Genomic DNA, 22668 nt, shown 5'->3' on the forward strand with positions numbered 1-22668 from the left:
CTGTTCCCGCAAGGAGTCCGTACCCCATGACGTCCACGGTGCCCCCGGCCGTCCCGCACACCGACGCAGCCCCGCCGATCACCATGTTCGGACCGGACTTCCCCTACGCCTACGACGACTTCCTCGCGCACCCCGCCGGCCTCGGCCAGATACCGGCGACCGAACACGGCAGCGAGGTGGCCGTCATCGGCGGCGGACTCTCCGGCATCGTCACCGCCTACGAGCTGATGAAGATGGGGCTCAAGCCCGTCGTCTACGAGGCCGACCGCATCGGCGGCCGGCTGCGCACCGTCGAGTTCGACGGCTGCACCACGGACGGCGAGCCCCTCACCGCCGAAATGGGCGCGATGCGCTTCCCGCCGTCCTCGACCGCCCTCCAGCACTACATCGACCTGGTCGGCCTGGAGACGAAGCCGTTCCCCAACCCGCTCTCCCCGGTCACCCCGTCGACCGTCGTCGACCTGAAGGGCGAGTCGCACTACGCCACCACCATCGACGACCTCCCGCAGGTCTACCGCGACGTGATGGACGCCTGGAACGCCTGCCTGGAGGAGGGCGCCGACTTCTCCGACATGAACCGGGCGATGCGCGAACGCGACGTACCGCGGATCCGGGAGATCTGGGCCCGGCTCGTCGAGAAGCTCGACAACCAGACCTTCTACGGCTTCCTCTGCGACTCCGACGCCTTCAAGTCGTTCCGCCACCGCGAGATCTTCGGACAGGTCGGCTTCGGCACCGGCGGCTGGGACACCGACTTCCCCAACTCCATCCTGGAGATCCTGCGCGTCGTCTACACCGAGGCGGACGACCACCACCGCTCCATCGTCGGCGGCAGCCAGCAGCTCCCGCTGCGCCTGTGGGAGCGCGAGCCGCAGAAGATCGTCCACTGGCCGCTCGGCACCTCGCTGGCCTCGCTGCACGACGGCGAGCCGCGCGGCGCCGTGACCCGGCTGCACCGCACGGCCGGCAACCGGATCACCGTCACCGACGCCACCGGCGACATCCGGACCTTCCGCGCCGCCGTCTTCACCGGGCAGTCCTGGCTGCTGCTCTCGAAGATCGCCTGCGACGACGCGCTCTTCCCCATCGACCACTGGACGGCGATGGAGCGCACCCACTACATGGAGTCGTCCAAGCTGTTCGTCCCCGTCGACCGGCCGTTCTGGCTGGACAAGGACGAGACCACCGGCCGCGACACCATGTCGATGACGCTGACCGACCGGATGACCCGCGGCACGTACCTCCTCGACGACGGCCCGGACAAGCCGGCCAGCATCTGCCTCTCGTACACCTGGTGCGACGACAGCCTGAAGTGGCTGCCGCTCTCCGCGACCGAGCGCATGGACGTCATGCTGAAGTCGCTCGGCGAGATCTATCCGAACGTCGACATCCGCAAGCACATCACCGGCAATCCGGTGACCGTGTCCTGGGAGAACGAGCCCTATTTCATGGGCGCGTTCAAGGCGAACCTGCCCGGCCACTACCGCTACCAGCGACGGCTGTTCACCCACTTCATGCAGGACCGGCTGCCCGCCGACAAGCGGGGCCTGTTCCTCGCCGGCGACGACATCTCCTGGACGGCCGGCTGGGCCGAGGGGGCCGTGCAGACGGCGCTGAACGCCGTCTGGGGTGTGATGGCCCAGTTCGGCGGTGCGACCGACGCGACCAACCCCGGCCCCGGCGACGTCTTCGACGAGATCGCCCCGGTCGAACTCCCGGAGGACTGAGGCCCCTCGCGGCTCCGGTTACGCGGGCCGGCAGACGCTGCGCTGCCGGCCAAGGCCCGAGATCTCGACCTCCATCACGTCCTCGGCACCCAGGTACGGGAACCGGCCGGACAGGGCCACGCCCTGCGGCGTACCGGTGTTGATGATGTCGCCGGGCTCCAGCACCAGGTACTGCGACAGATGGTGCACCAGATGCGCCACGCCGAAGATCATGTCCGCGGTGGAGGAGTCCTGCCGGGGCTCACCGTTGACGAAGCTGCGCAGCCGCAACTGCTGCGGATCGCCCACCTCGTCGGCCGTCACCAGCACCGGGCCCAGCGGGTTGAAGGTCGCGCAGCTCTTGCCCTTGGACCACTGGCCGCCCGACTCCTCCAGCTGGAAGGCGCGCTCGGACACGTCGTTGCTGACCGCGTAGCCCGCGATGTGGGCGGCGGCGTCGGCGGGGGAGTCCAGGTAGGAGGCGCGGCGGCCGATCACGACGGCGAGCTCCACCTCCCAGTCGGTCTTCTTCGACCCGCGCGGAATGAGGACGTCGTCGTACGGACCGACCACGGTGTTCGGCGACTTGTAGAAGAGGATCGGCTGCTCCGGCGGCTCGGCACCGGACTCCGCCGCGTGGGCCGCGTAGTTCTGCCCGATGCACAGGAGCGCGGAGGGCCGGGCCACCGGGGCGCCGATGCGCTGTCCGGCGATGTCGGTCTCCGGGAGGACCGCCGCCGCGGGGATCAGGTGCGGCTTGTCGGCCAGTGCGGCGAGGAAGGCGCCGTCGATGTCGTCGGTGATGCCGGACAGGTCGTAGTGGCGGCCCTCGGGGCAGACGGCGACCGGGCGCTCATGGCCCGGCTCGCCGATGCGCATCAGTCGCATGACGGTGAGATCTCCTGAATTCTGGGGTTGTGCGGGGACGAAAAGGGAGTCAGCGCAGTCGGGTGAGAGCGGCGGCGGTCACCGCGTGCACCGGGGGGCGTCCGGCGATCAGCCGCAGCACCTCGTTGACCGCGCTGGTGCCCAGCCGCTGCCGGCACTCGACACTGCCCGCCGCCTGGTGCGGGGTGAGCAGCACGTTCGGCAGCGCGCGGAAGGGGTGGTCCACGGGCAGCGGTTCGGCGTCGAACACGTCGATCGCCGCGTCCAGCCGGCCCGTCGCCAGCTCGGCCAGGAGCGCGTCCTCGTCGACCAGCCACGACCGGGCGGTGTTCACCAGACCCGCGCCGTCCGGCATCAGCGCCAGCTGAGCGGCGCCGATCATGTGGTGGGTCTCCTCGGTGACCGGGGCGTGCACGGCCACGATCCGGCTGCCGGTGAGCAGCGTCTCCAGCGGCACGGACGTCACACCGAGCTCCGCGGCCTCCTCGTCGGAGAGGAACGGGTCGGTGACGCTCACCCGCGCCCCCATCGCGCGCACCAGCTTGATGTAGGCGCGGCCGGTGCGCGAGGCGCCGATCACGCCGATCTCGCTGCCGTGGATCTCGTGGCGCGCCGGGGCCTCGCTCGCCGCCGCCCAGTCCAGGCCGCCGCGCAGCGCGTGGTCGAAGCGCTGGATGCGGTGGAGCAGCGACAGCGTGAAGGCGAGCGCCACCTCGGCGACCGGGCGGGCCATCTCGTCGCCGGCCTGGGTGACCAGGATGGAGCGCCGGAACACGTCCTCGGTGACATAGGGGGCGACCGCGGAACCGGTGTGCGCCACCAGCTCCAGCCGGTCGGCGTGCGCCAGCAGTTCCGCGTCCACCTTCGGGGCCCGCCACGAGGTGATCAGCGCACGGGCGCCGGGCAGGGCCGCCGCGACCGCCGCACGGTCGGAGTGGTCGTCGATGACGGTGAGTTCGGCCGCCCGCTCCAGCTCCCGCCACACATCGGCGGTGAAGAACTGGGCGCGCAGGCCCGGTGGTACGGCGACGACCACCCGTGAGGTGCGGTCGGCGGATTCAGGAGAGCCAGGCATCGAGGTGCTCCGCAACGAAGGCGTCATCGGTCAGCCAAGGGTAGGCCGCGGCCACCCGGGTGATCTCTTCGGCCTGTCCGGGGGAGAGCGTCTCGGCCGGGTCCAGGCAGCGGATGTTCGCCAACAGGCCCTGACGGCGCAGCACTTCGTGGACGCCCGCGATGCAGCCGCGGAAGGCGCCGCGCACGTCGAAGACCGCGCTGTTGGCGTCGGTGAGTTCGGTGCGGCGGGCCAGGCAGCGGACCATCGCCTCGTGGTCCCCGGCCCGGGCCCGGCGGACGTCGTCGAGAAGCGTCACCGCGGAGCTCGTCCACACCGCCCACTGGCCGAGCAGCCCGCCCGCGAACCAGCGCGGGGTGCCGGCGGCCGTCTCGTACGGGGTGACCAGATCGCCGATGATGTCGTCGTCGTTGCCGGTGTACAGGGCGACCTCGTCGGCCCGGTCCGCGGCGGCGACCGCCCGGACGACGTCGGCGGTGCGGTAGCGGTCGAACGGGGCGATCTTCACCGCGGCCGTGTTCGGCAGATCGGTGAACGCGGACCAGAAGGACGGCGACAAGTACCGCCCGCCGACGGCCTCCTGGAGGTAGAAGCCGATCACCGGCAGCACCTCGCCGACCGCCCGGGCCCGCTCCAGCAGCCCCTTCTCGTCCGCTCCGGGCACGGCCGGGCTGAGCAGCACCGCGTCGTAGCCGAGCGAGGCGGCGGTCTCCGCCTCGGCGACGGCCTGGGCGGTGTAGCCGCAGGCACCGGCGACCTTCACGAACGGGCGGCCCGCCTCGGCGTCGATCGTCTCGGCGGCGAGTTCGAGGACGGGGCGGAACAGCCCCACCTCCCGCTCACGGATCTCGAACTGGGTGGTGTGCACGGCGACGGCCGCGCCGCCCGCGCCCGAGGCCAGGTAGTACCGGGTCAGGGCGCGCTGCCGGCGCTCGTCGAACGTGCCGTCCGCGTGCAGGGCGAGCGGATGGGCGGGGATGGCCGCGCCGTGGGCGAGCAGTTCGAGCGCGGGCGTGGACAGGAGGGAGGGAGTGGACATGGAGTGGATCAGAACCTTCCGTCACGTACCTGGAACTTGGTGGGCTTGCCGGACAGCGGCAGCCCGCGGCGCAGCCAGTCGGCCTGCCACTCGACGAGGGTGCGCAGCGCGACGTCCGGGTAGCCGAAGAGAGCATGGCAGCGGCTCGCGTCGGAGAGCAGCGCGGTGGGTGCCTCCTGGCCGGCGAGGACCGGCTCCTTGCCGAACTCCTCGCCGAACCACTGCGCGATGCGGCGCACCGAAGCGGTCTCCGGGCCGGTGAGGTTGAGGGTGAACGCGTCGCCGTCGGTGGCGTGCGGCAGCGAGCGCAGCGCGACCTCGTTGGCGTACCCCTGCCACACCACGTTGGCGTGACCTGTCGTCACGTCTACGGGTTCCCCGGCCTGCACGCGGTAGGCGATGTCGGCCAGCACGCCGTAGCGCAGGTCGACCGCGTAGTTGAGGCGGATGTTGGCGACCCTGGTGCCACGGGTCAGGGCGGCGTGCGCGAAGACGCGCTCCCGGCCCAGGCACGACATGGCGTACTCGCCGACCGGGCCGACCGGGTCGCTCTCGGTGCAGCCGCCGGAGGAGACCGGCACCAGGGGGTAGACGTTGCCGGTGGAGAACGCGGCGATCCGGGCGCCGGACCAGCGCCGGGCCACCCGGTCCGGCATCGCGGCGTTCACCGCCCAGGCGTGCGAGGGTGCCCCGGCGGAACCGAACTTGGCGCCGACCATGAAGACGATGTTCCCCGCGTCGGGCAGTTCCGCCAGATCGGCGGCCGGGTCCATCAGGTCGAAGGCGACGGTACGGACCCCGGCCGCCTCCAGCTCCTCGGCCGCCGCCCTGTCCGACCAGCGGGAGACCGCGTACACGGTCACGTCCCCGCGGCCCGCGGCGTCCAGCGCCCGGCGTGCCAGCCGGCACAGACTGGGGCCCATCTTGCCGCCGGCGCCGAGTACGAGCAGATCGCCTTCGAGCGCGCCGAGGTCGGCGACGAGCGCGGGGGAGGGGGTGGCGAGCCGCTCTTCGAGTGCGGCCTCATCGGTGAACATGTGTGGCTATCCCTTGATTCCGGACGCGGTGACGCCCTCGGTGAAGTAGCGCTGGCCCACCATGTACGCGGCGAAGATGGGCACGAACGCGATGACGGAGCCGGAGAGCACCACGTTGAGCGGCACGTTCTGCTGCTGGAGCGAGGCGATGCCGACGGTGAGGGTGCGCATGCCGGTGGACTGGCCGATGACCAGCGGCCACAGGAAGTCGTTCCAGTGCCAGAGGAAGACGAAGACACCGAGCGTGGCGAGGATCGGCTTCAGCAGCGGCAGCACGATCCGGTAGAAGATCTGCCACTCGTTGCAGCCGTCCAGCCGGGCCGCCTCGAAGAGTTCGTCCGGCAGTCCCTGGATGAACTGCCGCATCAGGAACACCGCCTGGGCGTTGGCCAGCGTCGGCACGATCAGACCCCAGTACGTGTCGACGCCGCCCAGCTTCGCGATCATCGCGAAGGTCGGGATCATCGTGACGTGGTACGGGACCATCACCATCGACAGGAACGACCAGAACATCGTCTCCCGGCCCGGGAAGCGCTTCTTCGCGAAGGCGTACCCGGCGAGCGAGGCGAGCAGCAGCACGCCGACGACGGAGACGACCGAGTAGATCAGTGTGTTCAGCAGCCAGCGCGGCACGTCCTGGGCGCCCATGACGGTGTCGTACGCCTCGCCGGTCAGCGGCCACGGCAGCAGACTGCCGGGGAAGTCGACCGCCGCCGACGGCTTCAGGGAGAGCACGACCATCGCGTAGAACGGGAAGACCGTCACGAGCGCGGCGACCGTCAGGAGCACGCCGCGTGCGATCTTTCCGGTCCGGGTGGCGCGCATGCCGTACGGGACGGTGTCCTGCTCGGAGAGCTTGCGCAGCCTGCGCGCGGCCCGGCGCTCGGCCCGGTCCCGCGGTGCGGGGGCCGGGCCCGCGGGCGGGGCCTTCGTCTCTGCGGGTGCTGCGGTCATGGTCACTGGTCCTTCCCGATCACGAGCCGCTGGATCACCGCGACCACCACGGTCAGCACGAAGAGCGCGACCCCGATGGCGGAGGCGTAACCCAGGTCGAAGTACTTGAAGCCCGCGTCGTAGAGCTGGAAGACGAGCGTGTAGCTGGCGTTGGCGGGGCCGCCGCCGGTCATCGTGTACACGGCGTCGAAGACCTGGAAGGAGGCCGTCGTCTCGATCACCGCGAGGAAGAACAGCGCGGGCTTGAGCTGCGGCAGCACGATGTACCGGAACCGCTGCCAGGGGCCGGCCCCGTCGGTGAGCGCGGCCTCCTCCAGCTCGCGCGGGATGTCCTGCATCCGGGCGAGCAGGATGAGCATCCCGTAGCCGAACCGGGACCAGACGCCGACGATCGCGAGCGCGGGCAGCACCAGCACGTCGTCGGAGAGCCAGGAGCCCTCGGACATCCCGAACCAGCCCATCAGGGTGGACCACGGGCCGCCGGTCGAGAAGATCCACACGAAGACGGTGGCGGCCAGCACCAGCGAGGTGACGACCGGCAGGAAGAACACCGAGCGGAAGAACTTCGCGCCGCGGAACGCGCGACGGGTGATCAGCGCCAGGGACACCGACGCGATGAGCGTGCCCGGCACGGCGAGCACGGTGTAGAGGACGGTGACCTTCAGCGCCTGCCAGAACAGCGGGTCGTCCCACAGGCGGGTGAAGTTGTCGAGCCCGATGAAGCTGCCGCCGCCGGTGAGGGAGTAGTCGGTGAAGCTCATCAGCACACCGGCGACGCCCGGGCCGAACCGGAAGGCCAGGAACAGCAGGAAACACGGGAGGACGAAGAGCAGGCCGATCCGGGCCTCGCGGCGCGCCTGCGGCCCGCTGCGACGGCCCCGGCGGGTGGGTTCCGCGACGACTGCCACGGGGATCTCCTTGCGGTACGGGGGAATTGCGGGGGGTCCGGGGGTTTCACCCCCGTGGGGCGGCGGGGCCGGAGGCCGGCCCCGCCGCCGTGGATCAGCGGCCGAGCATCGCCTGCGCGGCCTTCTGTGCGGCGTCCAGCGCGTCCTGCGGGCTCTTCTTGCCGAGCAGGGCGGCCTGGATCTCCGGTGCGAGCACGCCCTGGACCTCACGGGCCTTGTCCTGCAGCGGGCCCACGTCCATGCTCGGAAGCGTGGCGCCGACCGCCGACTGCAGCGCGTCGTCCGGGTAGAGGTTGCCGCCGGACGTGCGGGCCGGGAAGAAGCCGGCGGCCTTCTGCAGACCGGCCGTGTTCTTCGACTCGGAGACGAAGTTCAGCCAGTCGCCGGTGTTCTTCTTGTCGGCGCCCTTGAGCATCGACAGCGCGCCGACGGTGCCGTAGCCGACGGACGCGGTGTCCTTCAGCGGCGGCTGGACGACGATGTTCTCCTTGCCCCAGAACGGCTCGACGTCCGCCGGGGTGTTCTGCCAGGTGCAGGCGACCTTGCCCTTGGCGGTCGGGGTCTGCTCCAGCTTCGGGGTGGTGGTGACCAGGTCCTTGTCGGTGTAGCCGCCGTCCACGAGCTTCTTCAGGTACGTCAGCGCCTTGACGCCGGCCGCGTCGTTGAACGTGACGTTCTTGCCGTCATCGGAGAACACGTCGCCGCCGGCCTGCCACAGCAGCGGGTAGAACGTCATGTTCAGCGTCTGCTGGGTGTCGCCGCTGTAGCTGGTGGCGTAGTAGCCCTTCTTCTTCAGCTTCGGGGCCAGCGCCTCCAGGTCCGCCCAGCTCGTCGGGTAGGTCTTCTCACCGATGGCGGCGAACACGCGCTTGTCGCAGATCAGCGGGTTGGCGCTGGTCAGGATCGGGGTGGCGAGCGCCTTGCCGTCGACCGTGACGGACTTCAGGGCGAAGTCCGTGTAGTCGGACTTGGCGTCGGCCGGCATGTAGTCGTCGGCCGGGACGATGTTCTTGGCGTACTTCGGCAGCTGGTCCGGGATCAGGTAGACCGCGTCCGGGCCCTTGCCCGAGGCGATCGCGGTGGCCAGCGCGGTGTCGCGGTTGGCCCACGGGAAGGTCTCGACCTTCACCGTGACGCCCGCGTGCTCCTTCTCGAAGGCCTTGATCAGGCCGTCCCAGTACGCCTTGTTCTTGGCCTCGTCGAAGATGACCGGGTAGGTCCACATGGTGACGGTGTTGCCGTCGTCGCCGCTGCCGGAACAGCCGGCCAGCACACCGGCGGCGAGCGCGGTCGCCACGACGGGCGCGGCCAGGGCGCGGACTCTGGAACGGCGGGTGAGAAGACGGGACATGAGGAGGTCCTCCGAGGACGTGAGGGTGGGAAGAAGAGGGGGAGTCACTGCGCCGGGACCGTCTGGACGGTGCCGGTGTGCCGGGCGCGCTCGGCGGCGAACGCCGCGAGGTGGCTGCCGAGCGAGGTGGCGGGACCGGAGCGGACCGCCCCGGCGTCACCGGTGGCGACGGCGGTGACGAACGCCTCGACGAGCGCGGCGTCCCCGCCACCGTGCCCGTCCGCCGCGTTCGACCCGGACGTGCCGAGTTCGCGGACGGTGGACTCACCGGTCCGGAAGTCCTGCACGGTGACGCGCTCGCCGTCACCGACGAGCCAGCCGTGCGAGCCGAAGATCCGGGTCTGCCGGTGCGTCTGCTCGGTGAACGCCACCATCTGGAAGGTCGCGGTCACCCCGTCCGACAGCTGCATCGCGAGGACCTGGTGGTCGACCACGTCGTTGTCGCTCCGGTACACGCAGACCCCGTACGGGCCCTCGCGCAGCGCCTGGACGAGACCGGCCTCGTCGGTCGCCTCGGTGACATGGGTGACCGGCCAGACCGCGCCCTTCTCGCGCAGCGTCGGCATGTACAGCTTCTGCGCGCTGTACGGGCAGCCGGACTCGACCGCACAGTCCAGGCAGCGGCCGGCCGACCCGGCCGGGGCGTTCTCGGGCCGGAAGTGCTTCAGCCCGCCGAAACCGGTGACCTGCTCGATCCGGCCGCCCATGACGTACGTGATCCAGTCCAGGTCGTGGCAGGACTTGGCGAGCAGCATCGGGGAGGAGTCCCTCTCGCTGCGCCACGGGCCGCGCACGTAACTGTGCGCGTAGTGCCACCAGCCGACCGGCTCCAGATGGTCGATCGAGACCAGTTGCCCGAGCACTCCGGAGTCCACGACCTCCTTCACCAGGTCGGTGTACGGGGTGTACCGCATGACGTGGCACACCGCGAACAGCACCCCGGCCCGCTCGACCCCCTCGACGATCCGGCGGGTCTCCTCCTCGGTCGGGGCGAGCGGCTTCTCGGCGAGGATTGCGTAACCGGCCTCGGCCAGGGCCAGCACCGGCTCCACATGGAAGCGGTCCTGGGTGGCGACGATCACGGCGTCCGCGATGCGGCTGTCGACGAGCGGCCGCCAGTCGTCGAACTCGACGGGCGCGCCGGCGGCGGCCCGCGCGGCGGGGCGCGGATCGGCGACGGCGACGAGTTCGGCGCGCTCGGGGTGCGCCTTGATCCACTCGGCGTACGTCAGACCGCGGTTGCCGGCGCCGACGAGCGCGACCCGGACGGGCCGGCCGGTGATCGGGGTATGCGTGGACACGGGGAATCCCTGGTGCTCGATGGGCGGTTGGGCCCGGTGGTCAGAAGCGGAGCGTGGCCGCGGTGTGGGCGACGCGGTCGCCCTCGTCCGGCAGCGCGGTGCGCTCGGTGCCGTCCTCGACGCAGCCGGTGTGCAGCAGATGGCTGCTGCCGCCGAACGCCGCGGGCCGCAGTTCGAGCCGGCCGCCGGTGAAGGTGGAGCCGGTGGCCCGGTAGCGGTTGGTGCCCTCGGTGACCAGCACATGGGCGGTGCCCTCGGGTGCGGTCGAGTCGAGGCCGCTGAGCTGCCAGTCGACGGTCCGGGCCGAGCCGGTACGGGCGAGCAGGGCGCCGTCCTTGTTGGTGCCGGACAGCCGCGTGCCGTCGACGCGCAGCCGCTGGTCCTTGGCCGAGGTCAGCTTGATCCCGGTGTCGCGCAGTTCGCCGCCGAGGACGCTGATGTCGGCGTGGGCGAGCGAGACCGGGGCGGTGTCCTTGGATCCGGTCAGCGTGCACTGGTCGATGACGAGCGGCCCGGTGCCGTTGAACACCGCGCCGTCGACGCCCTTCAGCGTGGTGCGCTGGAGGGTGAGCGGGACGGTGACGCCTGCCTGGGTGACCTCCGCGCCCGCCGCGAAGGCGAAGGAGGAGTCGGCGATGACGTTGGGGCGGGCGGAGAGGTCCGAGGCGCGGGAGACGATCAGCGGACCGGTGGCCGTGCAGCCCCGCATCTGCACCCCGTCGGCGTTGACCCAGAGCATCCCGGAGCCGGCCAGCGACTCCTTGCCGATGACCAGGACGTCCTCCAGCGTCAGATCGGTGATCTTGACGCGGGCGACGAACCAGGAACAGGCGTGCCGCCGGACGGTGATCCGCTTGGCCCTGCCGCCCCAGGCCGCCCCCGAGTTGGCGAACGTCATCAGACCGGAGTTGCCGGTGTAGACGAGGTCGTGCTCGAACTGGCCGTGCGTGACGAACGGGCCCTCGTCGTCACCGTCGCCGTGGCAGTTGGTGACGTAGCAGTAGGCCGAGGCCGTGAAGTCGTTGAGGTGACGGGCGTTGGAGGTGTGACAGTCCTCCACGTGCCCGTACAGGCAGTAGATCTGCTGGGTGAGGTAGCCCGCGCCGCCGTAGGTGACGGACTTCGGGTTGGTCAGCGAACACTGCTCGGTGCGGTAGTACGTGCACCAGCGGCGCATCACCACCGGCCAGAAGGTGCCGACGGCCTCGATCCCGGAGACGTCGCAGCGCACCGCGTACTCGTAGGCGACCGGGTGCGAGCCGGTCATCTCGTCCTCGCCCCAGCCCTCGAAGACCATGTTGCGCACGTGGGCGCGGTCGACGGGCTCGATCCGGGTCCAGGTCAGGGTGCGGCCGGCCGCCAGGTCCCAGCCGATCTGGTAGTTGACCCGGATGTGCGTCGCGTCGACGACGCCGGTGACCTGGACGAGGCGCTGGATCTCCTTCTCGTACGTCCCCGCCAGGGCGTTGATCTCCACCGCCCACCACTGTCCGACGGCGAACTTCGAGGAGTCACCGACCTCGAAGAGGTCCGACAGGTCCGGCATCGCCGCGCTCAGGCTGTGCTTGACGGTGGTGTCGGTGATGGTGCCGCGGAAGGAGAGGACGGCGCCGAAGGGGTTGTCGTGGGTGTTCTTCTCGATGTTCTCGGTGCGGATGTGGTGGCCGCCGAAGTCGAGTTCGATGTGGGAGCGGTCGAAGAGGTGGCGTTGGGTGAGGAGGAGGTCGGTGTGGGCTTCGATGCGGTGGACGGTGGGGTCGTTGACCATGGTGTCCAGTGCGGTGTCGGCGGGGGTGCCGGCGTCGAAGTGGCCGAAGGTGCGGAAGTCGAGGGTTCCGGTGTGGAGCTGGTGCCAGCGTCCGGTCTTCGTCGTGCCGTTGGGGGCGATGACGGTGCCGGCGTTGTGGGTGGCGGTGGATTTCTTGTTCCAGCGCAGGGCCATGGTGCCGCCGTCGCCGGGGGTGTTGTAGCCGGCGACGATGACGTGGGTGCCGTCGGCGAGGGGCTTGGTGTTCAGGGCGCGCAGGGCGGTGACGGTGTCCAGGTGCAGGACGTCACCGGTGTGTGCGGGTGCGGCCTGCGCGGAACCGGTGGCCACGGCGGTGCCGGCCATGACCAGACCGGCCAGACCCGAAGCCCGCAGCACACTGCGACGGGACGAGGCGGGGGAGGGGTGGTGCGGAACGCTCATGCGGACTTCGCCTTCCGAGAAGTGCGACGAGTGAGGGAGCGTTCCTGCGGTGGACTGCCATACGGCGGATGGCTGAAAAGGCTCCGGTCGTCGGGTGTTCACGGCGCGGTGGGCAGGCGCCGGAAGCGGACCGGAGGGGATAAAACGTCGGTGACCGGTGAATGTCACCTCGGTTGGCAGGGAACCTACGGCGGGTGATGCCGATCGGTCAAGACCCGATTCCGTCGGAATGCGCCGTGCCGGCCTCCGCGTCGGCCTCGTCCGGGTCCTCGGTCCAGCCCAGCGAGACGCTGATCCGGCGGGCCGCGTCCCGCACCTGGCCGCCCAGTTCCTGGTAGCGCCAGGCAGGCAGCCCGAGCTTGAGGCCGGTGATGGACACGGCGCCCGCGCACACCGACCGGTCGTCGAAAACCGGTGCGCCGATGCAGATGATGCCCTCGGCGTCCTCCTCGTCGTCCAGCGCGTACCCGACCCGGGCGATGTCGCGGAGATGGGCCAGGAAGGTCGCCGGGTCCGTGATCGTGCGCGAGGTGCGCCGGGGCAGCCCGAAGCGCTCGATCACCGAGGCGGCCTCGCTCTGCGGCACGGCGGAGAGCAGCGCCTTGCCGAGCCCCGTGCAGTGCGGCAGCTCGCGCTGGCCCATCCGCAGATCGAGCCGGACGCGCTGGTCGAGCTCGACCTGGTCCACCACGACGGCGTGGCCGTCCTCGGGGACGGCGAGCCGGGACGCCATGCCGGTGGTCCGGGTGAGGTCGCGCAGCACCGGGTGGGCCACCCCGCGCAGGGAGACCTGGGACCTGGCCCGGTCGCCGAGCCGGGCCAGGCTCATGCCGAGCCGGTAGCGGCGGTTCATGCCCTCGCCGTCGTCCGAGACGAGGCCGTATGCGCGCAGGGTCTGGAGCATGCCGAAGGCGGCGCTCTTGGAGATGGAGCAGGCCTGACCGACCTCGGTGACGCTCAGGCCGTTCCCCTGCGAGGGAGCGGCGAGCGCTTCGAGGATGTCCGCTGCCCTGGCCACGCTCTTGACCCAGTACTTCGGTTCTTCTGGGGCAGCACTGTTCGTCATAGCAGAACAGCGTAGTGCCTCCGTGGGTGCGGAGAGTGCCTCCGATTCAACAAATCCCCCACATCCGGGCCTTGGCGGGGCGGAAGGGGGTTGACCGGTTTTCGGCCCGGACGTAATATCCAGGCACTGTTCTGCTCTACAGAACAGCGTTCTGAAAAAGCGAAACGCATCACCGAGCACCACGGATCACCCTCTTCCTGCGGCGACTGCCGGGCGGATGGCGCCAGGGACTCACGGGCCGGGCAGGGCCCGCGAAAACCGACGACTCTCGACGCAAGGAGCAAGCACCATGAGTTCAGGCCCGGTAGGCAACGAATCCGGAGCCCGACTCGCCGAGCGCGCCCGCCAGGTCGTACCCGGCGGCGTGAACAGCGGTCAGCGCAGCGTTCCCGGACTGACCGACCTGGTCGTCACCGGGACCCACGGCGCACGGTTCCGTACCGCCGACGGACGCGAGTACACCGACTTCCACTCGGCGTTCGGCCCACCGCTGCTCGGCCACAACGACCCCGACGTGGCCCGTGCCACCGCCGAGGCGGGCGCGACCCTGGGGCACATGGGCGTCGGCGTCACCGAGGGCGAGGTCCTCCTCGCCGAACAGCTCACCGAGCTGATCCCCTCGATCGAGAAGGTCCTGCTCACCAGCACCGGCAGCGAGGCCACGTTCCACGCGCTGCGCGTCTCCCGCGCCGCGACCGGCCGCCGCCTGGTCGTCAAGTTCCAGGGCTGCTACCACGGCTGGCACGACGCGGTCAGCCTCAACGTCATCTCCGAGCCCTCGAAGGTCGGCGGCCACGACCCGATCTCGACCGGCATCCTGCCCGAGGTCCTCGAAGCCACCCTCGTCCTGCCGTTCAACGACAGCGAGGCCGTCCGCCGCACCTTCGCCGACCACGGTTCCGACATCGCCGCCGTCATCGTCGAACCCGTCCCGCACAACGTCGGCGCGCTCCTGCCGTACCAGGAGTTCCTCACCACGCTGCGCGAGGAGACCACGAAGGCCGGCAGCGTGCTGATCTTCGACGAGGTCATCACCGGCTTCCGCCACAGCATCGGCGGCTGGCAGCAGATCTCCGGCGTCACCCCCGACCTCACCACCCTCGGCAAGGCCATCGCCAACGGCGCCCCCGTCGGCGCGATCGGCGGCCGCGCCGACCTGATGGACCTCTTCTCCACCCGCCCCGGCGCCCCCGCCTTCTTCGCCGGCACGTACAACGGGCACCCGTCCGTCGTCGCCGCCGCCCTCGCCACCCTGCGCAAGCTCCGCGAGGAACCGGTCCACGACCACGTCTTCCGGCTCGGCGACCGCGTCCGCACCGAACTGACCGCACTGTACGAGCGCCTCGGCGTCCCCGCCGTCGTCACCGGCTACGGCTCCGTGTTCGTCAGCTACTTCATGGCGGGCGAGGCCCCCCGCACCTACGCGGACCTGCTGAACAACGACGCCTCGATGTTCGTCGGCTACCGCCGCAAACTCCTGGACCACGGCCTGTTCGAGCTCCCGCTCAACCTCAAGCGCAGCCACATCAGCTACGCCCACACCGACGCGGACGTGGACCGTCTGATCGAGGGCACCGAGGCCGCGGTCAAGGCCGTCCTCGCCGACGGCGGCGCCCGCGACCTGGAGAACACCTCGACCATGGGCGGAGCGACCCGCTGATGCTGACAGTCAACCGCACCCGCCCCGCCGGCCCCGCCGGACGGATCACCCGCGTCGAGACCCTGATGCTCGGCACCTCCTGGCGCGACTTCGGCTACGTCCGGGTCCACACCGACGAGGGCCTGACCGGCATCGGCGAGATCACCCACCCGTACCGGGTGAGCGAGGTCTGCGCCCTCACCGAGGCCATCGCCGGACGGCACCTCATCGGCGCCGACCCCTTCGACATCGAGGAGCTGTGGCTCCGCGTCTACCAGGGCGACTTCCTGCGCGGCGGCGACATGGGCGGCGTCGCCCTGTCCGGCCTCGACCAGGCGATGTACGACCTGATGGGCAAGGCGCTCGGCGTCCCCGCCTACCGGCTGACCGGCGGCGCCTGCCGCGACGACGTCCGGGTCTACGCCAACGGCTGGTACACCGGCGAACGCGAGCCCGAGACCTTCGCCGCCAAGGCGAAGGAGACCGTGGCCAAGGGCTACACCGCCCTCAAGTTCGACCCCTTCGGCCCCGGTCTGCACGAGCTGGAGCGCGCCGAACTGCGCCGCTCCATCGACCTCGTCGCCGCCGTCCGCGAAGCCATCGGACCGGACATCGACCTCTTCATCGAGGGCCACGCCCGCTTCGCCATGCCGACCGCCGCCCGTCTCGTGCGGGAGCTGGAGCCCTTCGACATCGGCTGGTTCGAGGAGCCGATGCCCTGGACGCACATCGAGCGGTACGCGGAACTGCGGCAGCGCGCCGCCTTCCCCATCTCCGGCGGCGAGCACTTCCACAACCGCTACGAGTACAAGCAGCTCTTCGCGACGAACGCCGTCGACATCATCCAGCCCGACCTGTCCATGGCCGGCGGCTTCACCGAGGTCAGGAAGCTCGCCGCGATCGCGGACACCCACGGCATGCTGGTGGCCCCGCACAACTCCAACTCCCCGCTCTGCACCACCGTCTCGGTGCACGCGGCGCTCGGAATCCCCAACTTCAAGATCCTCGAGACCTTCGACGGGCTCCTGGAGCCGTTCGTCTTCGACGCCCTCAAGGGCACCCTCCCGATGGCGGACGGCCGCATCGGACTGCCGACCGCCCCCGGGCTCGGCGTCGAACTCGTCGACGAGGTCTTCGAGGAACACCCGCCCAGCCACCGCTTCTGGAACATGTTCGCGGACGGCTGGGAGAAGCGGAACCGCACATGATCACCGACGTCCACTCCCACCTCTTCCGGCACAGCCACGACTTCACCGACCCGTTCAGCTCCGACTCCGCCCGCGCCCACGCCGGCGAGGTCGACCTCACGGTGAAGTGGGAGGAGTACGCCGCCACCGCGCCCGACTCCACCCGCACGATCGTCGTCGGCGGCAAGGCGCGCCGCAGCGGGCTCTGGGTCGACGACGCCGCCGTGGCCGCGTACGTCGGCGAGCACCCCGACCGGCTGATCGGCTACCTGGCGCTCGACCCCACCCAGCCCGGCTGGCAGGAGGAACTGCGCTACGGCCACCAGGAGCTCGGCCTGCGCGGCATCAAACTGATGCCGATGTACGCGGGCTTCGACCCGGCGGCCGAGGAGTACGACGAGCTGTACACGTACGCCGAACGGCACGGGCTGCCGCTCCTGGTGCACACCGGCACCACGTTCGTCTCCAGCGCACCGCTGGAGTGGGCGATGCCCCGCCACCTGGACGCGGTCGCCATCCGCCACCCGGAACTGCGGATGGTCCTCGCCCACCTCGGCCACCCCTTCGAGGGCGAGTGCATCGCGGTCATCCGCAAGCACCCGCACGTGTACGCCGACCTCAGCGCCCTGCACTACCGGCCCTTCCAGCTCTGGCACAGCCTCCGGCTGGTCCAGGACTACGGGGTCTTCCACAAGGTGCTGTTCGGCAGCGACTACCCGTTCACGACGGTCGACGACTCGGTGAAGGGGCTGCGGGAGATCGCCCGCATCCCCGGCATCCCCGGGCTGCCGCCGCTGGACGCGGACGCGATCGAGGAGATCATCCACCGGCCCTCCCTCGATCTTCTGGGCCTGAACGGCTGACCCGGCCGTTCACCAAAGCCTGCGGGCCGGCGCCAGGGGCCACCCCTCGGTACCCGGTGCCGGTCCGCAGACGGGCCGCCGCGCTCCCCACCCTGTTGTGTCCCGCGCGGCGGCCCACCCCCCGCTTCTCCCCGTCCGCCCTCGCCCGAAGGAACCCGCGATGACCGCAGCCGTCCCGCCCCGCGGCACCGACCGCTTCGACCTGACCGGCCGCACCGCGGTCGTCACCGGGGCCGCCCGGGGCCTCGGCCGTTCCTTCGCCGTCGGGCTCGCCGAGGCGGGCGCGGACCTGGTCCTGGTCGACCTGCCAGACGCCGAGGGCGTCGCCGGGACCGCCGCGGCGATCGAGGCGCTCGGCCGGCGCTGCCGGGTCTACGGGCAGGACCTCGCGGACATCGAGGCGCTGTCCGCGTTCGTCGACACGGTGCGCGCCGAGGCCGGGCCGCTGCACATCCTGGTCAACAACGCGGGCACGGCGGCCCTGGAGCGCTTCAACGAGATCACCCCGGCCGGCTGGTCGCACATCATGCGGGTCAACGTCGACGCGGTGTTCTTCCTCAGCCAGCGCGTCGCCGAACACATGACGGCCGACTCCGTCGCCGGCCGCATCATCACCATCACCTCGAAGAACGCCCTCGTGGCGGAGGCCGGCCTGGCCCACTACAACGCCTCCAAGGCCGCCGCACAGCTGCTCACCGAGACCCTGGCGGTCGAACTCGCCCCGCACGGCATCACCGCCAACACCCTCGCCCCCGGCATGGTCGAGACCCCCATCGACGGGGAGTTCCCCTTCGACCGGGAGGCCTTCGAGTCCGCGTACCGCGAGCGCATCCCGCTCGGCAGGTACGCGCAGCCCGACGAGTGCGTCGGCGCACTGCTGCTGCTCGCCTCGGACGCGGGGGCCTACCTCACGGGTGCGCGCCTCGTCGTGGACGGGGGAGTGCTGGCCGACCAGATGCCGCGGATGCGCTTCATGCCGCCCTACCGCAACACGATCTGACCGCGGCCGACCGGCAGTCGGTACCCCCGAGCACGCATCGACAACGCGAGGAGCACCTCCGTCATGTCCGCCCCTGCTTCGTCCCCCGCCTCGTCCCGTCGCAGTGTGCTGCGGGCTTCGGGTCTGGCCGGTCTGGTCATGGCCGGCACCGCCGTGGCCACCGGTTCCGCGCAGGCCGCCCCCGCACACACCGGTGACGTCCTGCACCTGGACACCGTCACCGCCCTGCGCGCCCTGAACACCAAGCCCCTCGCCGACGGCACCCACGTCATCGTCGCCGGCTACAACACCCCCGGCGACGGCGGCACCATGGCCCTGCGCTGGAACAAGAAATCCACCGCCACCCACAACGCCGGCACCGTCATCGCCCCCAACGGCACGACGAAGACCGGACGCTGGCACCAGCTCCACACCGGAACCCTCGACTTCCGCACCTTCGGCCACTTCGACGCCGGCACCCCCGCCGACACCGCACTGGACACCATGGTCAACGACCCCACCGTCCACCGCATCGAAGCCCACACCGACCTCCTCCTCACCCAACGCCACCTCTTCGACCGCTCCCACATCGAACTCGACTTCGGCGGCCACCACATCCGCACCGAGAACATCGAGAAGAACACCCACGACAACCCCTTCGGCGCCGTCCTCTCCTTCCGCGGCACCATCACCGACACCACCGTCAGACACGCGCTCTCCGGCCAGGTCATCGAACTCACCGACACCTTCCCGGTCCCCGACGCCAAGGCGTTCGCCGTAGGCCAGTGGTGGGCCGTGCAGGTCGACCCGGTCGCGGGCGGCGGCGGGGACGAGCGCGAGCTCCAGAAGCTGGTCGAGATCACCGAGATCATCGACGCGGGCCACATCCGGATCGGCTACCTCAACGGCTGGGAACTCGCCGAGGGCCGCACCCTCACCTGGACCCGCATCGAACCGGTGCGCAACACCCACATCCGCAACATGCGCTTCGAGGGCGCGGGACCCGACGAGTACACCGGCTCCCACCCCGTCAGCTTCGAGTACGCCGTCGGATGCGACGTCTCCGGCATCCACGCCACCGGCACCTTCTGGCCGGTCGTCATGCGCCGCTGGTGCACCCGCTTCCGCACCGAGGACTGCTCCCTGAAGAACCCGCCCACCGTCGAGTACGGCGGCGCGGGCTATCTCACCCAGCAGATCTACTGCCTGTACGGGCGGGTCGCCGACTGCACCACGAGCAACGTGCGCCACCTCAACGACCTCACCGCCTCCGCCTACTGCACCGTCGTGAACTGCCACGGCGACGGCGACGACGCGGGCGGCAACCCCTTCACCACCCACGGCCAGTACGAGCACGACCTGCTCTTCGACGGCAACTCCGGGCTGATGGACATCGCCAACTCAGGCGCCCAGTGGGGCATCTCCGCCAAGCGGATCACCGTACGCAGACACGTCTGCTCCTGGTTCACCGCCAACACGAAGATCACCGACCTGACCCTGGAGGACGTCACGGTGATCGCACGCCCCACCTTCGACCAGGCCGGCACCCTCACCGTGAACGCCGACGGGGCCCAGGTGCGCGGCTGCACCGCGAAGACCTTCGCCGTGGCCCAGCGCTCGGCCCGCTCCACCCGGCCGACGACGATCAGCGACTGCTCCTTCGAGCCGCCCGCCGGCGCCGTCCTCGTCCAGACACCGGTCACCGCGCCCGTCCACTTCGTGCGCTGCACGTTCAAGGGTGTCGACGGCGCGATCCTGCGCGGTGCGGGACCCGTGCACTTCACCGACTGCACGGTCACCGGCACCGACAACGCGGCCCCGGTCTCGGCCGGTTCGGCGGACCTGCGGATCGACGGGGGTACGTACGACAACACCGGCATCGAGCTCAGCGGTGTGCGCGACCAGCGGATCACCGTGACCGGCGGCGCCCGGTTCACCGGCAGCAACAAGGCCAAGGCGCTGCTCGGCCGTGCGGACGGCCCGGGGAGGGTGACCTGGGACATCACCGGGATCAGCAGCACGGCGGCCGGACCGGACACCGCCCACGTCCGGATCGCCGACGGCACCAACCACTACGCGGCCACCGGCAGCCGCTACACCGGCGGCACCCTCCACCTCGCCCCGGACGCCCTCGCCTCGGTCCTGCACACCGCGTGTGTCGAGGACGGCACACGACGCACGGCGATGCCGGGCGACGGCGCCACCGTCCGCACCGACGGGAACCTGGTTCTGTGAGCACCCTGATCCGCACGGCGACCGCCGCCGACGACCCGGCCCTGGCCGCGCTGTGGCAGGAGTGCTTCGACGCCCCGCACATCACCGCCCTGCACGCCCTGGACCCCCGGCGCCACCGCCGCACGTTCGTGGCGTGCGACGCCGCGGGCGACGGGGTCGACGCGGTCGTCGTCTACGTGCCGCGGCTGATCCGCGACGCGCACGGGACCCCGCAGCGCGTCGGCGGCATCGGCAGCGTCGCCACCCGCCCCGGGGCCCGGGGACAGGGTCTGGTGCGGCGGCTGCTCGGGGCGGCGGAGCGCACGATGGCCGCCGAACAGTGCGCCTGGTCACTGCTGTTCACCGGCACACCCGGTGTCTACCGGGGCTCGGGATGGCAGGAGTTCCCGAGCTCGTACACCGAGGGGACCCTGGCCGCCCCGGCGGCCGCCCCCGGCACCCTCCCGGTCCGCGAGGCCACCGCGCGGGACGCGGCGGAGGTGGCCGCGCTGCACCACGCGTACAACGCGGGCCGGCCGCTGAGCTCCCTGCGGGAACCCGGGGACTGGGCGGTGCGTGTGCCCGCCTGGTACGGCCCCGTCGAGAAGTCCCTGGTGGCGGTGGACCCCGGCTCCGGGGCACTGGCCGGCTGGATCGTCGCGCAGGACGAGGGGGACTGCGTGGAGGTTCGGGAGTTCGCCGGCGAGATCGCGAGCCTGGGCGCACTGCTCGCCGCCGTCGCGTCCCGCGGCCGGGCGGCGGGGGCGGTCCGGGCCCGCGTCCGGATCCCCGACGGCCCAGGCCTGGCGGCCGCGCTTCCCGCCCTGCTGGCCGATGCCCGGCAGGTGACGGAACACGTGGGAATGGCGAAGCCGTTGCACGCCACCGCCGAGTCCGTACGGGCCACCGTCACCGCGCCCGGCGCCGTCCACTGGTACGGCGACTGCTTCTGAGCGCCGGCGGTCCGGTCCGCGAAGTGGTCCGACTGCCCGAACCGCACCCTGGGCCGACGCCCCGCCCGTAGGCTCGCCGTGGCACCCGGGGGTCGTCGCCGGGGCCGGGGAGGGGAACGGGGAGTGTCGGGGGCACGCACACAACGCCGGGTCGCGCAGCGGGAGTTCCGGGAACGCAGACGCCGTGCGCGCAGGCACGCCATGGCGGCCGTCGCGTCGGCCGTGGTGGCCGTGGGCACGGCTGCCGGGGTGATCTCCGCCGTCGCGGGGGAGGAGGACCGGACCACGGCCCGCCCCGACACCACGGCGTCGCCGACGGTGGTGCCCCTGCCCGCCGTGCCGAGCGCGACGGCCGCCCCGCGCACCCCGTCCGCCCCGGCCTCCACCGCCTCACCCGCGCCCCGCCCCTCGAAACCGGCGCCGCCGGCGTCCCGCGGCGCCGCGGTCCCGCCCGCCGGGAGGCTCTACCGCCACCCCGAGTCCCAGGTCCTGGACTGGGTCGCGGCCCACCGCGGCGACCCGCGGCGCCCGCTGATCGAGACCCGGATCGCGGCGCAGCCCGCCGCCGTCTGGTTCGCCGCCTACAACCCGGGGGCCGTCACCGGTCAGGTCCGGTCGGTGACAGCGGCCGCGGCCCGGGCGGGCCGGACACCGGTCCTGGTGCCCTACGCCATCCCCGGCCGGGACTGCGGAGGGGCGTCCCAGGGTGGTGCTCCCGGACTCGCGGCGTACGACGCGTGGATACGGGAGTTCGCGGCGGGGCTCGGCAGCGGGCCGGTGATCGTGATCCTGGAGCCCGACTCCGTCGCGCTCGCCGACTGCCTGTCCGCCGGTGACCGGCAGGCGCGCTATGCCTCGCTGGCGCGGGCGGGCGACGCCCTGCACGCGGCGAACCCGAAGGCCAGGGTCTACTTCGACGGCGGCCACTCGGGCTGGCACGCGGCCTCGAAGCAGGCCGCGGCGCTGCGGGCGGCGGGTGCGGCGAGCAGCAGCGACGGCATCTTCACCAATGTGTCGAACTTCCACCGCACCGCGGACGAGGCCGCCTACGCCCGCCGGGTGCTGGCCGAGCTCGGCGGCCCGGCGCGGCTCGGCGCCGTCATCGACACCAGCCGCAACGGGAACGGGGCGCCGAAGGCGGGCGAGTGGTGCGATCCGGCGGGCCGGGCGCTGGGCCGGGCCCCCACGACGGCCACGGGGGAGTCCCGGATCGACGCCTATCTGTGGGTGAAGCTGCCCGGCGAGTCCGACGGCTGCAAGGGTGCGGCAGGGGCCTTCACCCCCGACTACGCCTACCAGCTGGCGACGGGCTGACCG

Annotated in this window: 18 protein-coding genes; 8 read left to right on the forward strand and 10 right to left on the reverse strand. The window is 71.4% G+C overall.

The features are described 5' to 3' along the window. Positions 1–26 precede the first annotated feature (26 nt). Positions 27–1727, forward strand: coding sequence for an NAD(P)/FAD-dependent oxidoreductase (locus tag OG521_32970; GenBank protein WUW25311.1), 1701 nt, complete (start codon positions 27–29; stop codon positions 1725–1727). A gap of 18 nt (positions 1728–1745) precedes the next feature. On the opposite strand, the gene OG521_32975 is transcribed toward OG521_32970, so the two are convergent. From OG521_32975 to OG521_33020, 10 genes are all read right to left on the reverse strand, one after another. Further along, positions 1746–2594, reverse strand: coding sequence for a fumarylacetoacetate hydrolase family protein (locus tag OG521_32975; GenBank protein WUW25312.1), 849 nt, complete (start codon positions 2592–2594; stop codon positions 1746–1748). A 49-nt stretch (positions 2595–2643) separates the two neighbouring features. Next, complete coding sequence (locus OG521_32980) at positions 2644–3669, reverse strand: hydroxyacid dehydrogenase (GenBank protein WUW25313.1); 1026 nt, start codon at positions 3667–3669, stop codon at positions 2644–2646. Beyond that, the gene (locus tag OG521_32985; GenBank protein WUW25314.1) at positions 3653–4708 is read right to left on the reverse strand and encodes a dihydrodipicolinate synthase family protein; all 1056 of its coding nucleotides are present in this window, start codon (positions 4706–4708) and stop codon (positions 3653–3655) included. The genes OG521_32980 and OG521_32985 overlap by 17 nt, the downstream gene beginning before the upstream one ends. A gap of 8 nt (positions 4709–4716) precedes the next feature. Then, complete coding sequence (locus OG521_32990; protein WUW25315.1) at positions 4717–5745, reverse strand: NAD-dependent epimerase/dehydratase family protein; 1029 nt, start codon at positions 5743–5745, stop codon at positions 4717–4719. A gap of 6 nt (positions 5746–5751) precedes the next feature. Next, on the reverse strand, positions 5752–6699 hold the full coding sequence (locus OG521_32995) for a carbohydrate ABC transporter permease (protein WUW25316.1): 948 nt from the start codon (positions 6697–6699) through the stop codon (positions 5752–5754). Positions 6700–6701: 2 nt separating this feature from the next. Continuing rightward, on the reverse strand, positions 6702–7607 hold the full coding sequence (locus OG521_33000) for a sugar ABC transporter permease (GenBank protein ID WUW25317.1): 906 nt from the start codon (positions 7605–7607) through the stop codon (positions 6702–6704). A gap of 94 nt (positions 7608–7701) precedes the next feature. Continuing rightward, positions 7702–8958 (reverse strand): extracellular solute-binding protein, encoded by a 1257-nt coding sequence (locus OG521_33005; GenBank protein WUW25318.1) that lies wholly within the window; start codon positions 8956–8958, stop codon positions 7702–7704. A gap of 44 nt (positions 8959–9002) precedes the next feature. Next, positions 9003–10259, reverse strand: coding sequence for a Gfo/Idh/MocA family oxidoreductase (locus tag OG521_33010; GenBank protein ID WUW25319.1), 1257 nt, complete (start codon positions 10257–10259; stop codon positions 9003–9005). Between the two features lie 40 nt (positions 10260–10299). Next, complete coding sequence (locus OG521_33015; GenBank protein WUW25320.1) at positions 10300–12450, reverse strand: peptidase C14; 2151 nt, start codon at positions 12448–12450, stop codon at positions 10300–10302. Between the two features lie 208 nt (positions 12451–12658). Continuing rightward, on the reverse strand, positions 12659–13516 hold the full coding sequence (locus tag OG521_33020) for an IclR family transcriptional regulator (GenBank protein ID WUW25321.1): 858 nt from the start codon (positions 13514–13516) through the stop codon (positions 12659–12661). 289 nt (positions 13517–13805) lie between these two features. Between OG521_33020 and OG521_33025 the strand changes: the two genes are divergently transcribed. The 7 genes from OG521_33025 (at position 13806) to OG521_33055 (ending at position 22665) form a co-directional block, all read left to right on the forward strand. Next, the gene (locus tag OG521_33025) at positions 13806–15176 is read left to right on the forward strand and encodes an aspartate aminotransferase family protein (GenBank protein WUW25322.1); all 1371 of its coding nucleotides are present in this window, start codon (positions 13806–13808) and stop codon (positions 15174–15176) included. After that, positions 15176–16363 carry a mandelate racemase/muconate lactonizing enzyme family protein gene (locus OG521_33030; protein ID WUW25323.1) on the forward strand — a complete coding sequence of 396 codons (1188 nt, stop codon included), beginning with the start codon at positions 15176–15178 and terminating at the stop codon, positions 16361–16363. The genes OG521_33025 and OG521_33030 overlap by 1 nt, the downstream gene beginning before the upstream one ends. Next, positions 16360–17205: an amidohydrolase family protein gene (locus OG521_33035; GenBank protein WUW25324.1), complete on the forward strand. Its 846-nt coding sequence runs from the start codon at positions 16360–16362 to the stop codon at positions 17203–17205. The genes OG521_33030 and OG521_33035 overlap by 4 nt, the downstream gene beginning before the upstream one ends. Before the next feature lie 160 nt (positions 17206–17365). After that, positions 17366–18205 (forward strand): SDR family oxidoreductase, encoded by an 840-nt coding sequence (locus OG521_33040; protein ID WUW25325.1) that lies wholly within the window; start codon positions 17366–17368, stop codon positions 18203–18205. 63 nt (positions 18206–18268) lie between these two features. Next, positions 18269–20419: a peptidase C14 gene (locus OG521_33045; GenBank protein ID WUW25326.1), complete on the forward strand. Its 2151-nt coding sequence runs from the start codon at positions 18269–18271 to the stop codon at positions 20417–20419. Further along, a complete protein-coding gene (locus tag OG521_33050) occupies positions 20416–21351 on the forward strand; it encodes a GNAT family N-acetyltransferase (protein ID WUW25327.1) in 936 nt (311 codons plus the stop codon). Before OG521_33045 ends, OG521_33050 begins: the two co-directional genes overlap by 4 nt. Positions 21352–21552: 201 nt before the next feature. Next, positions 21553–22665: a glycoside hydrolase family 6 protein gene (locus tag OG521_33055; protein ID WUW26886.1), complete on the forward strand. Its 1113-nt coding sequence runs from the start codon at positions 21553–21555 to the stop codon at positions 22663–22665. Positions 22666–22668: the final 3 nt, after the last annotated feature.

Origin of the sequence: Streptomyces sp. NBC_01463 (assembly GCA_036227345.1) — a bacterium.
Classification (GTDB): Bacteria; Actinomycetota; Actinomycetes; order Streptomycetales; family Streptomycetaceae; genus Streptomyces.

Bases quoted from the DNA above. Each gene is read 5' to 3' on its own strand.
- OG521_32995 (WUW25316.1), bottom strand. From the start codon at position 6,699: ATGACCGCAGCACCCGCAGAGACGAAGGCCCCGCCCGCGGGCCCGGCC.
- OG521_32980 (WUW25313.1), bottom strand. From the start codon at position 3,669: ATGCCTGGCTCTCCTGAATCCGCCGACCGCACCTCACGGGTGGTCGTC.
- OG521_33015 (WUW25320.1), bottom strand. From the start codon at position 12,450: ATGAGCGTTCCGCACCACCCCTCCCCCGCCTCGTCCCGTCGCAGTGTG.
- OG521_32990 (WUW25315.1), bottom strand. From the start codon at position 5,745: ATGTTCACCGATGAGGCCGCACTCGAAGAGCGGCTCGCCACCCCCTCC.
- OG521_33045 (WUW25326.1), top strand. From the start codon at position 18,269: ATGTCCGCCCCTGCTTCGTCCCCCGCCTCGTCCCGTCGCAGTGTGCTG.
- OG521_33035 (WUW25324.1), top strand. From the start codon at position 16,360: ATGATCACCGACGTCCACTCCCACCTCTTCCGGCACAGCCACGACTTC.
- OG521_32975 (WUW25312.1), bottom strand. From the start codon at position 2,594: ATGCGACTGATGCGCATCGGCGAGCCGGGCCATGAGCGCCCGGTCGCC.
- OG521_33020 (WUW25321.1), bottom strand. From the start codon at position 13,516: ATGACGAACAGTGCTGCCCCAGAAGAACCGAAGTACTGGGTCAAGAGC.
- OG521_33005 (WUW25318.1), bottom strand. From the start codon at position 8,958: ATGTCCCGTCTTCTCACCCGCCGTTCCAGAGTCCGCGCCCTGGCCGCG.
- OG521_33055 (WUW26886.1), top strand. From the start codon at position 21,553: ATGGCGGCCGTCGCGTCGGCCGTGGTGGCCGTGGGCACGGCTGCCGGG.
- OG521_32985 (WUW25314.1), bottom strand. From the start codon at position 4,708: ATGTCCACTCCCTCCCTCCTGTCCACGCCCGCGCTCGAACTGCTCGCC.
- OG521_33040 (WUW25325.1), top strand. From the start codon at position 17,366: ATGACCGCAGCCGTCCCGCCCCGCGGCACCGACCGCTTCGACCTGACC.
- OG521_33025 (WUW25322.1), top strand. From the start codon at position 13,806: ATGAGTTCAGGCCCGGTAGGCAACGAATCCGGAGCCCGACTCGCCGAG.
- OG521_32970 (WUW25311.1), top strand. From the start codon at position 27: ATGACGTCCACGGTGCCCCCGGCCGTCCCGCACACCGACGCAGCCCCG.
- OG521_33030 (WUW25323.1), top strand. From the start codon at position 15,176: ATGCTGACAGTCAACCGCACCCGCCCCGCCGGCCCCGCCGGACGGATC.